At 60.8% G+C, this 15,112-nt stretch carries 13 protein-coding genes; 1 reads left to right on the plus strand and 12 read right to left on the minus strand.

Going from position 1 to position 15,112, the window contains the following annotated elements:
• Positions 1–213 precede the first annotated feature (213 nt).
• The 12 genes from AC0L27_RS07175 to fdhD form a co-directional block, all read right to left on the minus strand.
• A complete protein-coding gene (locus AC0L27_RS07175) occupies positions 214–1,026 on the minus strand; it encodes a Crp/Fnr family transcriptional regulator (protein ID WP_473318299.1) in 813 nt (270 codons plus the stop codon).
• A gap of 103 nt (positions 1,027–1,129) precedes the next feature.
• Complete coding sequence (locus AC0L27_RS07180; protein ID WP_473318301.1) at positions 1,130–2,911, minus strand: glycoside hydrolase family 15 protein; 1,782 nt, start codon at positions 2,909–2,911, stop codon at positions 1,130–1,132.
• A 9-nt stretch (positions 2,912–2,920) separates the two neighbouring features.
• On the minus strand, positions 2,921–3,976 hold the full coding sequence (locus AC0L27_RS07185; RefSeq protein ID WP_473318303.1) for an SDR family oxidoreductase: 1,056 nt from the start codon (positions 3,974–3,976) through the stop codon (positions 2,921–2,923).
• 12 nt (positions 3,977–3,988) lie between these two features.
• Complete coding sequence (locus AC0L27_RS07190; RefSeq protein WP_473318304.1) at positions 3,989–4,369, minus strand: sensory rhodopsin transducer; 381 nt, start codon at positions 4,367–4,369, stop codon at positions 3,989–3,991.
• A 2-nt stretch (positions 4,370–4,371) separates the two neighbouring features.
• Positions 4,372–4,812, minus strand: a complete 441-nt coding sequence (locus AC0L27_RS07195; RefSeq protein ID WP_473318306.1) for a PPC domain-containing DNA-binding protein — start codon at positions 4,810–4,812, stop codon at positions 4,372–4,374.
• A gap of 10 nt (positions 4,813–4,822) precedes the next feature.
• Positions 4,823–6,478, minus strand: a complete 1,656-nt coding sequence (locus tag AC0L27_RS07200; RefSeq protein WP_473318308.1) for a GMC family oxidoreductase — start codon at positions 6,476–6,478, stop codon at positions 4,823–4,825.
• Positions 6,468–7,136, minus strand: a complete 669-nt coding sequence (locus AC0L27_RS07205; RefSeq protein WP_473318310.1) for a gluconate 2-dehydrogenase subunit 3 family protein — start codon at positions 7,134–7,136, stop codon at positions 6,468–6,470. Before AC0L27_RS07205 ends, AC0L27_RS07200 begins: the two co-directional genes overlap by 11 nt.
• Entirely contained in the window at positions 7,126–8,079 is a 954-nt protein-coding gene (locus AC0L27_RS07210; protein WP_473318312.1) for a hypothetical protein, read from the minus strand. Before AC0L27_RS07210 ends, AC0L27_RS07205 begins: the two co-directional genes overlap by 11 nt.
• Positions 8,069–9,166, minus strand: a complete 1,098-nt coding sequence (locus AC0L27_RS07215; RefSeq protein ID WP_473318315.1) for an enolase C-terminal domain-like protein — start codon at positions 9,164–9,166, stop codon at positions 8,069–8,071. Before AC0L27_RS07215 ends, AC0L27_RS07210 begins: the two co-directional genes overlap by 11 nt.
• Positions 9,163–10,941: a thiamine pyrophosphate-requiring protein gene (locus AC0L27_RS07220; protein ID WP_473318317.1), complete on the minus strand. Its 1,779-nt coding sequence runs from the start codon at positions 10,939–10,941 to the stop codon at positions 9,163–9,165. Before AC0L27_RS07220 ends, AC0L27_RS07215 begins: the two co-directional genes overlap by 4 nt.
• Before the next feature lie 197 nt (positions 10,942–11,138).
• Positions 11,139–11,504: a hypothetical protein gene (locus AC0L27_RS07225; protein ID WP_473318319.1), complete on the minus strand. Its 366-nt coding sequence runs from the start codon at positions 11,502–11,504 to the stop codon at positions 11,139–11,141.
• A gap of 162 nt (positions 11,505–11,666) precedes the next feature.
• On the minus strand, positions 11,667–12,500 hold the full coding sequence (gene fdhD / locus AC0L27_RS07230) for a formate dehydrogenase accessory sulfurtransferase FdhD (RefSeq protein WP_473318321.1): 834 nt from the start codon (positions 12,498–12,500) through the stop codon (positions 11,667–11,669).
• Between the two features lie 317 nt (positions 12,501–12,817).
• Here fdhD and AC0L27_RS07235 point away from each other — a divergent pair, with 317 nt between their 5' ends.
• Positions 12,818–15,112: an FdhF/YdeP family oxidoreductase gene (locus AC0L27_RS07235; protein ID WP_473318691.1), complete on the plus strand. Its 2,295-nt coding sequence runs from the start codon at positions 12,818–12,820 to the stop codon at positions 15,110–15,112.

Raw genomic sequence — 15,112 nt, forward strand, 5'->3', positions numbered from 1 at the left:
GCAGGGGGTCGCACCGTTCTGGCGTCTGACAAATTCGAGACCCGCCAACGAAATCATGCAAAACGACGTTGAGGCCGGTGGTTGGTACAAAATCCGGCTCTTCCATTTAAGACATTCTTTTTGGCCGAGAGAGCTCTTGGAAGTCGTGGTTGCGGTCAGCTGGCAATGCATGGCATCAGGCCCCAAGGCCGGCGACGTGCAATGCTTGGGACCCTATTTGAGGTGCGTTCCAGCAGTGTGATCTGCTGACTCTGGGAGGCAACGGCCGATCTGCCGATCATACTCGCGCTGTATCAATCCAGAACACGAACATGCCAGATGCTCCAGCTGAGCCCGGTCAACCAGAGTTATCGCGGCCCGGGTGTTGCGGATGATCCTGGCCCGTTCGAAGGTTTCGAGGCACTCACTGACGCTGGCACGACGAATCCCGAGTAATTGAGCTAAAACGGCATGCGTGATCGGCAGCTCGCTGGAGTCCATTGCGTTTGCCGCAACGAGAAGCCAGCGGGCAAGTCGCTGTTTGACGGAATGGAGCGAATTGCAGGCACCCACTTGCGCCGTCTGAAACAAGACAAGGTTGATGTAACGAAGGATCATGCCGCGAAGAATCACAAGGTCGTTTAGGGCTGCATGGAAGACGGCGACGGGAATTCGCAGTGCCGTTCCGCCCACCTGAACGACGCGGCGGTGCGGCGGCATGGGATCGTCCGGCGCCAGCACGGAAGGGGCTCCGATCATTCCCTCGGAGCCGACCAACCATGCCTCGACGAAGCGACTGGACTCGACTTTGGCGGAGACTGACACGAGCCCATTTGCAAGAAAATAGACGTGCTCCATCGGCAAGCGCCAATGATGAAGGACTTGACGGGGCTTGAGCTCGACGTCTGTCCCGATCGAACGAAGCGCAGTCAGCTCCGAGCTTGGAATGCAACGCAACAGCTTGTTCGATGCAGCCAGGGCCGGCCCGATGCCTTTAGGGGCAATCGACCCCGAAGGAAGAAGGCACTTCGCCTGACCATCCTGCATTGGTGCTGTTTCCCGGCAACCCAGGGGACGAACTGGAGCTGTCCCGGGGTTCTAGGGAGAGTACGCGATCGGACCGCCGACGGTTCCTCTTTCATATGTACGACTATTTTCCATGGCCATCACCCCGGTTCGAGGCCTTGTCCTCGAATCGAAGAGCGGCGCGGACCAACGCCAGATGGCTCAATCCCTGGGGGAAATTACCAGCAAGCCGTCGATCCCGGACGTTGAACTCCTCGGCCAAAAGTCCCAAGTCACTGCGCGCTCGCAAGAGATGCTCGAAGGTCCTTTCCGCTTCCGCCCGCCTTCCCTGCATAAGCTGGCATTCAGCAAGCCATCCGCTGCATGCAAGGAATGCGCCCTCACGGATTGCGCCTGACGACCGACGGTGGACGTAGCCTTCGTAGACAAGTTCGCGTTCTATCGCAGCGATCGTCTTTTCGACGCGCTCGTCCGTGACAGGCAGAAATCCCACCAGCGGAAAATTGAGCAAGCTCGGATCCAGTCCATCAGACCCGTAGTATTCCACAAACGTCCCCTGTCGGGGGTCGAATCCCTTCTCACATACCTCGCGATGCATCCGGTTCTGCAGTGCGATCATCCGCTCAACGAAGGAGTCGTCTGCGGTCCGGTGCAGATCACGGCGGCGAACGAACCGATCCACCGCGGCCCAGGCAGAGACTTTGGAATAGGTGTAATGCTGCGGATCGCCTCTCAATTCCCAGAGGCCATGGCCCGGCTGATCCCAAACCCGTTCGACGTGAGCGATCACGGCCGAAACCAGATTGCCTTCACGGTCGGTCGGGGCAATGCCTGCCTTCGCTGCCGCAGCCACCGCATCCAGCAGTTCGCCGTAGACGTCGAGCTGCCGTTGGGCGGCGGCGGCGTTGCCAATTCGGACCGGCCTCGCTCCTCTATAACCGGGTAGCCAGGATGCGGTCCACTCCTCCAACCGCCGCGAGCCGTCCACCCGGTACATGATCCTGATCTTCTCGGGTTCGCCACCAGCGGCCCGGAGAAGCCAGTCGCGGAATCCCTTGGCTTCCTCGTGATACCCCGCGTCGAGCAGAGCGGTTGTCGTAAACGCCGCATCACGCAACCAGCAATAGCGGTAATCCCAGTTCAGGTCCTCGGCGGGCGCCTCTGGAAGCGAGGTGGTCGGAGCGGCAATGATGCCGCCTGTAGAGCGATAGATCATCGCCTTAAGGGTCAGGAGCGAGCGCCTGACGGCCTCGGGCCATCGCGTTTTGATCGTGAACTTCGCGATCCAGCTGCGCCAATATTCTTCCGTCGATCGCAGCGCTGCGTCCGCCGCAATCGGCGGAGGTGGTGCCGCAGTTGCGCTGCCATATCGCAGACAGAACGCGATCTCTTCGCCTTCACTCACCTCCACTTCCGAAACGATGCACGTGCCCCGCTGCGAAACCTGCGTCGGCGCGTGTAGAACAACAAGATCGGGACCCACGAACGCCACGGCTCGATCGTGACCGATTTCCAGGGCAGGTCTCAACGACCCGTAGTCGAAGCGAAGATCCAGCTCGCTGCGCAAGCTGACCTTCCCGGCAAGGCCCCGAACAATCCGGATTACGGCAGAGGCGTCGTTCTCAACAGGCATGAAGTCAATCAGCCGGACATGGCCCGTTGTCAGCACGAAATCCGTCTCCAGCACGAGGGTATCGTCTCGATACCGACGGCTGGATGAAGTGATGGCATCGACCGGTGCGAGCTTCCAACATCCGTCCGAGCTCGTACCGAGTAGCGCCGCAAAGCACGCATCCGAATCGAAGCGCGGCCAACACAGCCAATCGATCGAGCCGTCACGGTGAACAAGGGCCGCAGTCTGGCCGTCTCCGATCAGGCCGTAGTCCTCGATGAACTTCACGGCCACGGGAAGCACTCATCCAAACCGCACATTGCGTTCACGCCTGCGAGAGGCGCACCTCTGTGCGGTCAGAGCCAGTGCAACCGTCCCCAGCAGCGCCGCCAATGGAGCAAGTCGCAGCATGCTCGCAGACCCGACGAACGCCCTGTTGGTCGATTCCGAATCGAAGCTGCCCCTCGTACGATGGAGACCATGCAGCGGTCGGTCGAGATTGTCCGGCCGGCTTCTGTTTATTGGGCGATCCGTCTGTTGACCGCTGATACAGGTTTGGCCGAGATAGCGGTCCAGCAGCCCTGGCAGGATCATGTTGCCGAAAATGACCTTGAGAGTGCTGAAACCGATCCAATACTCCCTGGCGGGCGTTTGAGCCGAATCATATACGACATTCGCGATCACCTCGGGCTCAACCACGGGCGCCACCGGACGGGGGGAATGGGACATATGCGCCCTTGCCCAATCGAACTGCGGTGTATTCACCGCCGGCAGCTGAAGCATCACGAGGTTGATCCTGCTCTGCTCGTGCCTTAGCTCGCACCGGAGCGAATCGGTGAAGCCGCGAATGGCGTGCTTGGCACCGCAATAGGCGGACTGGAGTGGAATGCCTCGGTAGGCCAGCGCCGACCCGATCTGGATGATCGTGCCCCTGTTGGCGGGCCGCATGTGGCGCAGAGCCGCCATCGTGCCGTGCACGAACCCGAGATAGGTGACATCAGTGACACGGTGGAATTCATCCGGCGTCATGCGCCAGACCGGCGAAAACACCGTCACCATAGCATCATTGATCCATATATCGATCGGACCGAGCGTCGACGCAATACGATCCGCGGCCGCGAAGACAGCGCCGGCATCCGCAACGTCGAGAGGCATCACGACAGCCCGTCCGCCCACGCCTTCGATCTCGCGCCGCACCTCCTCGAGAGCCTCCGCATCTCGGGCGATCAGACCGACGGCGTAACCGGCGCGGCCGAAACGATGGGCGATGGTCCGTCCAACCCCGGCCGATGCCCCGGTAATCACGACGACTGGGCGTGATCGGCCCGGTACCTCACGCCCGCTCTCTTCGTTTCGCATTGGTACACCTCTTCATTGCGGCACGGCCGGGTAGGCAATGGTCGAGAGTAACGCCATCCCGGGTTGGCGCGAGTCCAGTCTGGTATGCTGGACGATGAGCGGCGCACTTGCTTCAATCAGGGAAGCGTAGCTCGTGTTGCGTGGGACCGGCGCCGGATCTGTCAAGTCGTTGAAGCGCAGATGCAACGTCCGCCGAGCTGGCACCTTCACCAGGTAGGGGCCGACCGGGTCTCTGTTCTCAAAAAACAGAGTGATCTGAACGTCGGCATCTTTCTCGCCAACGTTCAGAAAGCAAGCAGCTTCGTGAGACACGAGGTCATGCGCATCGCTTACGCTGTCGCTTGGGATATAGCCTTCTGGGATCGCCCACAGCGTGCGTCCGATACTCTGCATTGTCATCGCTCCAGCCTGATCAGCGCCAGCCCGGTCACTGGGTCGCGCTCCTTCTGAAGATGCGTGGGGCTTTCGGTTACGATCACCTCGAGGGTGGGACGCACCCAGCCCGATCCCAGATGGCCGGCGAGAGCCGTACCGTCGCGCCGGCCGACGACAAGATGAATGTGCACGGACGGTTCGCCCGAAGGCGAAATCGCGACATCCCCGACAAGCGAGGCAACTTCTACCTGTTCGTCCACACGGTTCTCGAGGTAAGATTTACTTTCCCAATCGAAGTATTTCAGCACCAGATCGCTGAATGCTCCGATGCCGGTCACCTGCGCTGCAGAGAGCCGCTGCTCTGCCGCAAACGACTTGAGGCTTTCCATCGCCTCGTCGCCGCTGTCGAGGACGACTGCAAAGGTTCGCTGCGCGCCGTCGTTGAGAAGCTTGTGCCTCATCGAGATCCTCCTAATTCAATCTGATCTCTCCCAGTCGAGACAGGGTACGGATTCGGTCAGCCGTGCGGCATGCGATTGCCTGGATCGTGAGGGAAGGATTCGCCCCGCCCACGGTGGGAAACACGGAGCCATCGCAGATCCACAGGTTGGGAATGTCCCAGCTGCGGCAATCTGCGTTGACGACGCTGCTGTCCGGTCGATCGCCCATCCGGGCCGTTCCATTGAGGTGACAGGTGTCGTCTTCCTGGACCCAAATGTTCTTGGTGCCAATTGCGCCCAGAGCCCGGCTCATGAATGCGATCGAATGATCGATCAAGCGCTTGTCGTTGTCGCACCAGGAGTAGGTCACGCGCGGAATTCTGAGCCCGTACTGATCTAGTTCGTCCGCCAGAGTGACGCGGTTGTTCTCTTGGGGCAGCATCTCGCCAACGATCTTCAGGCCGACGACGTGATTGTAGCGTTTCATCTCCTCGACCAGCCGTGCTCCCCACAGACCGTGCGCCGTTGCTTGTGTGTTGGCCCAGAGCTGCGGCAGCGGGCCCTGGCTCATGTAGGCGTAACCGCCAAAGAAGTCCTTCCCTTCGTCCTCGTAATTCCAGTGCTCGGTGATTGCGAGGGACGGAGGTCCCTTGTATGAGCGAACCTCTTCGTCCATCTCGCCCCACACGGCCTGGTTTGCCTGTGCCATGAGGTTCTTGCCGACAAGTCCGGAACTGTTTGCCAGGCCGTCAGGAAACTTGTCGTTTGCCGAATTCAGCAAGAGCCTCGGCGTTTCGATCGCATAGCCAGCCACCACCACGTTGCGTGCCTTTTGGAAGTGCCACTTGTTTTCACGGTGATAATGGACACCGGTGGCGAGCCCGTTCGCGTCGGTCTCGATCCGGCCGACCATGGCGAGATCGCGAATCTCGGCGCCGGCAGACAGAGCGCGCGGAATCCAGGCCACAAGGGCACTTTGCTTGGCATTGGTCGAGCAACCGGTCACGCAGAAGCCGCGATAGACGCAGGGATGCGCGAGACCACGCGGCGCAGAGAGGGTTGCAAGCGGTGTTTCCGTCCAGGCGATACCGAGGGCTTCACAGCCGCGCGCGAGCGCGCGGGCTGCAGCGTTGAGCGGATGGGCGCGATAGGGATAGCGCGGACGCGGCGGCCCCCAAGGATAGTTGACGGGTCCAGATATTTTGAGGGCTTGCTCGACTTCCGTATAGTAGGCCCACATCTCGCGCCAATCGATGGGCCAGTCCGCACCGTATCCGAGTTTGGTCCTTGCCTTGAACCATTCCGGCCGGAACCGAAGCGACACCATTGCGAAATGCACCGTCGAGCCCCCAACGGCCTTGCCGCTGTTATTGCTTCCGAGCTGCAGGGGATTGTCGCCATCGACGATACGATCATCGGTCCAATAAAGCTTGGTTTGCTCGGACTCGTCGGAGGCGAAATCCTCCAAAGGGCGAAAGTAGGGTCCGGCATCCAGGGCAACCACCGAGAAGCCGTATTCAGCCAGTTTGCAGGCGAGTGTCGCACCGCCGGCGCCCGTCCCGACGATCACGAAGTCGACCGTTTCGTGGTCGGCATATCCTTTCATGCTCACCCAGCCGCCGGGCCGGAAGACGTCGGGCGCGCGACCGTGGCGTGCGCGGGGAGTGTGCCGGGGATCATCGGACATTGCGATTGACCCTCAGAGCGTCAGCCTCGCGACCCGGCTTTGCTTCGGCCGCCTCCCACGGATCGCGATCGTTGAAATCGAGGCGCACGTAGCCGCGCGGACTGGCCGGTCCGCCCCAGCCAATCTCACTCCAGGAGATCGGGTGTGCGTAATACGCCAGAACGATGTCGCGCAGAAGTCGGTGCTTGAAAAAGGTTCTCGACGGCATGCCCGCCCATTCGGGTGATTTCAACTCCCCAGCTTCGCAGAAGCGCAGCAAAGCGTCTTGCTCGGGGTCATCGATTTCCGTGAAGCGATTCACGTAGCGGGCCCGCGCCTCAGCATCGAGAGCTTTCAGCCCGGTTCGCCAAGCTTCGTCGTCGCGTGGCAGACCGGCGGTCCGATAACCGTCCATGACACCATCGTCGAGCTTTCGGTCAAGCAGCGCAGCAACGGGAATGGGCGATCTTGATGAAGGTTGCGGTACGACGCGGTCGGCGACGGCGGCGAGGATTTCGAATTCTTCCCTGGTCAAAAAGCGCGGCTCGTCAGCTACCCTCAGGCGAGCTGCCACCACCTCCCGGGTCTTGTCATTCCAGGACGGGCTCTGCCATTTCGCAAGGACGTCGTAGCCAGGGTAAGACTCCCCAGCGCGGCGCTCCGCCTTCCTATCGAGCATCCCGCGCCTCTCTCATCAGTTCGAGCGCCGCGAGCCCCGCCAGTGCAAGGCCTGAAAAACTGGGGGGCGCCGGCAAGGGCGGTCCATTGAGAATGTTCTGGCTCCAGTTGCGCCAGCCTCCCATATTTCGTGAGACCCCATAGGCGTGGAAGCCAACGCCGATAAAACCCGTTGCGGTCAGCAATCGCATCCACCATCGCGCGAGGCCGCGCGTCCGCCCTCCGCCGTTCAACACGGCACCGGCGAGCAAACCGGCCCCGATGGGTGGGATAGTGACGGGAACGGCCATGAAGGGGTTGTGAAAGGCACCGCGAAAATGGAGCAGACCTGCTTCTCCCGTGGTGCCGAGCAGGCCCAGCGCAGTTACGGTAGCGACCGTCTCGCCCGCAGGAAGGTTGAACACCCGGTGAGGTCGTTGACGTCCATTGGCGCGCACCCGTTCCGAGCAGAAGCCCAACAGCCCGGAAAGCAGAATAGCCATAGGAGCTCCAAGGGGGGCCCCGTAGAAGGCGTTTTGCCAGCTAAACCCGCCCACCTTCTTCGTCACGTTGTAGATGTGAAAGCCTGTTCCCAGCAGGCCAGTGGCAGCTGCGAACAGATACGATGTATCGCGTGCTCTATGCGCGGCCGGACGCATGTCAGCCGTGCCGTGCAGGCTCATGGCCAGTGTCAGCCCGGCAACGACGAGCGGGGTGAACATCGCCTTGTTCTTGAACGACCCCCGGTAATGCTCAACAGCACTGTCTGCAAGCACCGATGCAGCCAGCGTACCCGCCGCTCGATTCAACCGCCGCGCCGCCATAACGGTCTCTGTCTCGCGACGTCCCAAACGCGAGGCCGAACGAGTCGACGAAGATTGCGCTGCCCATGCGCGCTCTGCTTTGCTTCCCGCGACGTGGGGGACACGGCGCGCTCTCTCAATCTCGGCTCGGTTAGATTGCATAGCGTGCAGCGTCCGCTTCCTTGAATATCAAACCATTCCCTGGTCGCGCCAGGTCGGGCTCGATCGCCCCATCACGTGGCGTCGGCGCGCCCTCGAAGAGCATGTGCTCGATGCGAACGTGGTCGTGAAACCATTCCAGGTGCCGCAGCCGCGGCGCCGCGCAGGCGGCGTGAAGATGCAGAGCGGGTGCGCAATGACCTGACAGGTCGATGTGGTGCGCCTCGCAAAGCGAGGCTATCTGCAGGAAGCCCGTCACGCCGCCACACCGTGTAATATCCGCTTGCTGCACGTCGACGGCGCCGGATTCGAGCATCTCGCGCACATAGTCGGTCGTATAGGCATACTCGCCTGCAGCGACCTCCATGCCCGCCGGGGCACGGGCGCGAACCGCGCGCAGACCTTGGAGATCGTCCGAGGACACCGGCTCCTCGATCCATTTGACGCCGTGCCGCCCGAATACATCCGCAAGCTGAAGCGCCTGCTGCACCGAGTAGGCGCCGTTTGCATCGACGAAGAGATTGGCGCGCTCGCCAATCGCACGGCATGCGACCTGCACGCGGTGCGGATCGAGGTCCGGCTCGGAGCCCACTTTCATCTTGACGTCCTTGCACCCATCATCGGCAACCCACCTGCCGAGCTGCTGGGCCAGCTCGCCGTCGGAGTAGGTCGTGAAGCCTCCGCTTCCATAGATCGGGACAGTCGTACGGTAGCTTCCGAGTAGCTGAACCAATGGCACATCCAAGAGCCGCGCCTTCAAATCGTAAAGAGCTGCATCGACGGCAGAGATCGCATTCGCAGCCAGACCTTCGCGACCCAGGTTGCGGACCGCGCGCTGCATCGCCCTCCAGACGGCCTGAGGTGCCAGGGCATCCTTGCCACGGACGACCGAGGCGAGCTTGCCTGCGATCAGCGCGACAATGCTGCGATCAGAATACGTGTAGCCGATCCCTGACTTGGCGCCGGCGGCGATTTCTATCAGGACGAGAGTCGTGGAATTCCAACTCATGGTCCCGTCCGCCTCGGGCCGATCGGTTGGAACTTGAAAGGCGCGCGCTTTCATTGCATCGATGGAGACCTCGACCATCATCCTTTCCCGGGTAGCACGGTTGTCAGCAACTCCTTGGCGCTGTTCTTCAAAACGCTCCCAAGCTCCGGCTCGGAAGGAATCATGCTGATGAAGTTCTTGGCATCCTTCAGTGTGATGTGGGGCGGCAGGGGCGGCACGTTTGGATCCGTGTACGCCTCGAGCACGACGGGACGATCCGCCGACAGCGCTTCATCCCAGGCGGCACCGACGCGTTCTGGATTGTCGACAAAGATGCCTTGGAGGCCGATCAGCTCGGCGTAGCGGTGATACGGAAAGTCCGGAATACTCTGGGTCGATAGCGTCTTTCCTGCCCCGAGCTGAATCCGCTCCTCCCACGTGACTTGATTGAGATCGCGGTTGTTGAGAACAAGGACGATCAGGTGTGGATTTGACCACGTCTGCCAGTATTTCGAGATCGTGATCAGGACGTTAAGTCCGTTCATTTGCATGGCGCCGTCGCCCATGCACGCGATCACCGTCCTGTCCGGGTAAGCCATCTTGCCGGCCAAAGCGTAAGGTGTCCCGGCACCGAGAGAAGCAAGACCTCCGGAAAGCGACGCCTTCATTCCCCGGCACATTTTCAGATCGCGGGCATACCAATTTGCTACCGATCCCGAATCCGCGGTTATGATTGCGTTCTCAGGCAGGCGGGGCGAGAGTTCCCAGAATACGCGCTGCGGATTGAGAGGCTCTGCTGCATCCATGGCGCGCTTCTCGAGCGTCTGCCACCATTCCTGCACGCCTTCCTCAATGCTCCGTCGCCACGACGAATTTTTCTGCTTCTGCTGAAGATGTGGCAGCAGTGCCTGTAAGGCTGTAGAGCTGTCTCCAACGATGTTGATCTCCATCGGATAGCGCAGGCTCAACCGGGCGCCGTCGATATCAATCTGAACGCCGCGCGCCGACCCGGGCTTCGGCAGGAACTCGCTGTAAGGAAACGCCGAGCCGACCATCAGAAAGGTGTCACAGTTCTTCATGAGGTCCCAGCTGGGCTTTGTGCCGACCAGTCCGATAGAACCCGTTACGAAGGGGAGATCGTCTGGGAGGACCGCTTTTCCAAGCAGGGCTTTGGCCACCCCCGCCTGGAGACGCTCGGCCACCGCGATGACTTCATCGGTGGCATCCAGTGCCCCCGCGCCAACCAGCATGGCAACCTTACTACCGTTGTTCAGGATCTCGGCGGCCGCGCTTACCAGATCGTCTCGCGGCTGCTTCGCCGGCTCGGCATAGCCGATGCCGGTGTGGGTCGCACCATGTGCGAGAGGCGGATCCTGGTAGTCCAACTCTTGCACGTCCTTGGGCAGGATCACGCAGGTGACGGCGCGCTTGTTGTCTGCAATGCGTACGGCCCGATCGATCAAGTGACGCACCTGCTCAGGCACGCTTGCCTGCGCGACATATTCGGCGACGTCCTGAAACAGGACTTGCAGATCGACTTCCTGCTGATAGCTCGCCCCGATTGCACTTCTTGCCTGCTGGCCGACGAGCGCAACCACCGGAACGTGGTCCATCTTGGCGTCGTACAGTCCGTTGAGAAGGTGAATTGCGCCAGGCCCAGAGGTCGCATAGCAAAGGCCCACCTGCCCCGTGAACTTCGCGTGAGCGGAAGCCATGAACGCCGCCATCTCTTCGTGCCGGACCTGCACGTACTCGATCTTGTCTTTCGCGCGTTCGAGCGCGACATCGAGTCCTCCGACGCCGTCACCTGGGTACCCGTACACCCGGCTCAAACCCCATTCCGAGAGCCGATGCCAAACAAATTCGCTGACGTTCATTGGATTTTCTCACGTGCGTCGCGCGCTACGCTGGAGCAACGATCAGACAATCAGAACGTTTCAGAACTTGCCTGCTCCTGCCCTGGATGTTCGTACGCCCGCGTACGCATCAGCTTTGTTCATCGATGCTCGCATCACCGGACGAACATCGCGGGCTCGTTCTGGTGAACCGCAATGTTCGCCGCAGGTGCGACAACCTACTTTGAGGCGGCGCTGTTGTTCGAAGAGCTGGAGCCGGTGGTGCCCTGAGATTTATTTGCCGAGCCAGATCCAGTCGTGGTCGTATTCATCGCTTCAAACACCGACATGCCATGAGGACCGATGGTCATCACCATGGGGTTGCCATCCTTCGTCTTGGCCTGAACGACGAAGGATTCGGCCACGACTTTGATGTCGCTGAAGCCTGCCTTCTTAAGATCATCCTGAATTTTCTGTGCTGCCGTAGTCTGGGCCGAGGTGGCGGCAGACTGCGAGGTACTCGTGGAGTTAGTGCCACTTTGCGCGAGCGCCGGACCGGAAACCGTTGCGGCGAGCAACAGGGCCGCCAAGAGCGTGGTCTTCATCGCTGTCTCCTTCAGTTTTGTTGGACGGAATATCATCACAGCGCTGGAGGGTTTCGGACGTTCCGACCCAAACAGTTTGAGTGATGCGATGTCGGTACGAGACCGAACGAAGGCACATTCTCTGGGACAGAGCTGGGTTGCTAAGGTCTTGCGGAAAGCAATTCAAAGCCGGCTCAGCGCAGCGGAACCCGACTCCTCTCCAAAGCTAAGTCGGCCTGCGTGGCTAAAGATTTCGTAGCCATCGTCGCGCGCGACCGCGACGAGCGTTACGCCGGCACGCTCAGCGGTCTCGATCGCCAGCGAAGTCGGTGCGGAGACGGCGATGAGCAACGGCACGCCCATTCGTGCCGTCTTCTGAACCAGTTCGACGGAGACCCGACTGGTTATGAGGACAGCCCCCCGCGACGTTTCGAGGCCTGCGCTGGCCGCCGCACCAGCGAGTTTGTCCAGCGCATTGTGGCGTCCGACATCTTCCCTTACCAATCGGATGTCATGGCCGTCCCAGAAGGCCGCAGCGTGCATCGCGCCCGTCGCCTGGTTATGAGGCTGGAGCGGTCGCAAGGAGCGCATCGCCTCCAGAATGTCGACGGGGCGAAACCCGCCGTCGCTGATTACGCGCGTCGGCCGTGGGCAAGCCTGTTCCAAGCTCTCAATTCCGCACAGGCCGCAGCCGACCGGCCCAACCATCGCCCTCCGCCTGTTGGCGAGGAGATCACCACAGGATTCGTCGAGCCAGATCCGCACTTCGCAACCGAGCTCGAGCTCGACGACTTCGATGCTGATGATGTCCTCGCCATGCTCCACAATGCCTTCGCTCAAGCTGAAGCCTACGCCGAAATCCAGGAGGTCAACGGGAGAGGCCATCATCACCGCGTAAGTCGAGCCGTTGTACGTGAGCGCTATCGGCCGTTCCTCTGCGACCTTGCGTGAGGACGGAATCGGGCGACTCCCCCGCCATACCAGCTCCGGCTTGTCGCGCGTACAACGATCCTGCATATCCGGCTCCGAGGTTGGCTTCTGGCAACCTCAACCATTGGGCCGCGTTCCCTGGCCATCATCCATTGTCGGGCCCCGCTCCCGCTGTTCAACATCGCGCGATCAAAACCATTCCCTTGGTACGGCACCGCGCACAGATTTCCTGAGCGGAGAATGCGTGCGTCGCACGTCCTTCGATGGTCTTGCAGGTGCTGGGTTTTTTCCCGCGCTTGCCGCTCAAGCCGCCGTCCCGCCGAGAAGCGGCTGCTCAGGAACCCGCGCGGGGAACATACGTTGCCGATGCACAGGCTGGCCGGTTCCCGAAGAGAAGCAAGATCATGGCGCGACCCAACAAAGCTGGTGACCACACTCCCGACACGGTTGAATACGACGGCCCAGCTGGCGGATGGGGGTCCCTGAAAGGAATAGCGCGGATCTTCGGCAAGGAGTGGGATTCGCCCGCGGCCTTGAACACCCTTCGTCGGCAGAACAAGCCGAAAGGCTTCATGTGCGTTTCCTGCTCATGGGCCAAACCTGCGGATTATCATGCCTTCGAATTCTGCGAGAACGGCGCCAAGGCAACGCTCTGGGAGCTAACGTCGCGCCGCTGTACGCCGGAGTTCTTTGCCGAGCATACCCTAACCGAGTTGTTGTCATGGAGCGACTATGACCTCGAGCAGCAGGGGCGCCTGACGCATCCGCTGCGTTACGACAGCACTACTGATAAGTACGTTCCCTGCTCCTGGGACGAGGCATTTCATGCCATCGGATCGCAATTGAGGGCGCTCGATCCGAAATCGGTCGTGTTCTATTCGTCGGGGCGCGCCAGCCTCGAGACCTCGTATCTGTATGCTCTCTTTGCACGGGTGTACGGCAACAACAATCTGCCGGACAGCTCCAACATGTGTCACGAAACGACCTCAGTCGCTCTCAAGAAGCTGATCGGGGCGGGCGTTGGGACCGTGGTCTTCGACGACCTCAGCAACTGCGATGCGATGTTCTTCTTCGGGCAAAATACCGGGTCGAACAGTCCACGCTTCCTTCATCCCCTACAGGACGCTGCCAAGCGCGGCGTCCAGATCATTACGTTCAACCCCGTCCGCGAAAAGGGTCTCGAAGTCTTCATCAATCCGCAGAATCCGACAGAGATGCTGACGGGCAAGGCCACACAAATCAGCAGCCAGTACCATCAAGTGAAGGTGGGGGGCGACATCGCGGTCATTGTCGGAATCTGCAAGCACGTCTTCGCGGCCGACGATGCCGCTAAGCGGGAGGGCAAACGTGTGATCGACGCTCCCTTCGTCGAGCAGCACACACATGGTTTCGAAGAGTTCGAAGCCAAGGTCCGGGCGACGTCCTGGGACGAGATCGAGATCGCATCCGGTCTGAGCCGTTCGGTTATCGAGGGCGCCGCGCAGGTCTACGTCGAGGCTGATCGCGTGATCGGGATCTACGGCATGGGCCTGACCCAGCACGTACACGGCTTCCAAAACGTGGCGATGCTCGTCAACATGCTGCTTCTAAAGGGAAACATCGGGAGAGACGGCACCGGCATCTCGCCCGTGCGTGGACACTCGAATGTCCAGGGTCAGCGCACCGTGGGCATCTCGGAAAAGCCCGAACTGGTTCCGCTCGATAAATACGCCAAGCAGTTCGGGTTTGAACCGCCGCGCGAGAAGGGCATGAACACCGTTGAGACATGCGAGGGCGTTCTCGCCGGCAAAGTCAAAGCGTTCGTCGGCCTCGGCGGAAATTTTGTCCGCGCCATTCCGGAGCGATCGAAGATGGAAGCGGCCTGGCGCGGGCTGGAGCTGACGGTCCAGATTGCCACCAAGCTCAACCGCAGCCACCTGGTGCACGGCAAGGCCGCCTATCTGCTGCCGTGCCTTGGTCGAACCGAAGAAGATGTGCAGGCAAGCGGCCAGCAGGCGGTTACCATGGAGGATACGTTCAGCTGCATCCAAGGTTCGATCGGGTTGCGCAAGCCGGCCAGCGAGCACTTGAGATCCGAGGTGGCGATCGTCGTAGGTCTGGCCAAGGCAACCCTGCCCCCCAATCCCAAATTGAAATGGGATGAATGGGTCGGCAACTACGATCTCATCCGTAAAGAGATCGCCGAGACCTATCCGGACGAATTCCACGACTTCAATGCGCGGATGTTCACGCCGGGGGGATTCTATCGTGGCAATTCCGCCCGCGAACGGATTTGGAAGACCGAGAGCGGCAAGGCAGAGTTTACAGCGCCCGAAACCCTCACCTCGACCGGCTTTTCTGATGCGCCCGGCCGCTTCCGGCTGCTCACGATGCGCAGCAACGACCAGTTCAATACGACGATCTACGGCTACAGCGATCGTATGCGAGGCATTGAGGGTACACGGGACGTATTGCTGATGAATCCCGACGAAATCGCACGCGCCGGACTTCAGGAAGGTCAAATGGTTTTCCTCGTCAGCGACGCAGAGGATGGCATCCTGCGCGAGGTGGGTCCTCTTAAGGTGACCCCGTTCAAACTGCCGGATGGCTGCGTCGGGGCCTACTATCCGGAAATGAACCCCCTGATCCCGCTGTCGCACCACGACATCCATTCGAAGACGCCGGCCGCTAAATCGGTGCCGGTCCGAATCCGCGCGTGA

It is taken from the genome of Bradyrhizobium sp. Ken51, from assembly GCF_055807435.1.

Bases quoted from the DNA above. Each gene is read 5' to 3' on its own strand.
- fdhD (WP_473318321.1), bottom strand. From the start codon at position 12,500: ATGCAGGATCGTTGTACGCGCGACAAGCCGGAGCTGGTATGGCGGGGG.
- AC0L27_RS07220 (WP_473318317.1), bottom strand. From the start codon at position 10,941: ATGAACGTCAGCGAATTTGTTTGGCATCGGCTCTCGGAATGGGGTTTG.
- AC0L27_RS07200 (WP_473318308.1), bottom strand. From the start codon at position 6,478: ATGTCCGATGATCCCCGGCACACTCCCCGCGCACGCCACGGTCGCGCG.
- AC0L27_RS07225 (WP_473318319.1), bottom strand. From the start codon at position 11,504: ATGAAGACCACGCTCTTGGCGGCCCTGTTGCTCGCCGCAACGGTTTCC.
- AC0L27_RS07190 (WP_473318304.1), bottom strand. From the start codon at position 4,369: ATGCAGAGTATCGGACGCACGCTGTGGGCGATCCCAGAAGGCTATATC.
- AC0L27_RS07215 (WP_473318315.1), bottom strand. From the start codon at position 9,166: ATGATGGTCGAGGTCTCCATCGATGCAATGAAAGCGCGCGCCTTTCAA.
- AC0L27_RS07235 (WP_473318691.1), top strand. From the start codon at position 12,818: ATGGCGCGACCCAACAAAGCTGGTGACCACACTCCCGACACGGTTGAA.
- AC0L27_RS07185 (WP_473318303.1), bottom strand. From the start codon at position 3,976: ATGCGAAACGAAGAGAGCGGGCGTGAGGTACCGGGCCGATCACGCCCA.
- AC0L27_RS07210 (WP_473318312.1), bottom strand. From the start codon at position 8,079: ATGCAATCTAACCGAGCCGAGATTGAGAGAGCGCGCCGTGTCCCCCAC.
- AC0L27_RS07175 (WP_473318299.1), bottom strand. From the start codon at position 1,026: ATGCAGGATGGTCAGGCGAAGTGCCTTCTTCCTTCGGGGTCGATTGCC.
- AC0L27_RS07195 (WP_473318306.1), bottom strand. From the start codon at position 4,812: ATGAGGCACAAGCTTCTCAACGACGGCGCGCAGCGAACCTTTGCAGTC.
- AC0L27_RS07205 (WP_473318310.1), bottom strand. From the start codon at position 7,136: ATGCTCGATAGGAAGGCGGAGCGCCGCGCTGGGGAGTCTTACCCTGGC.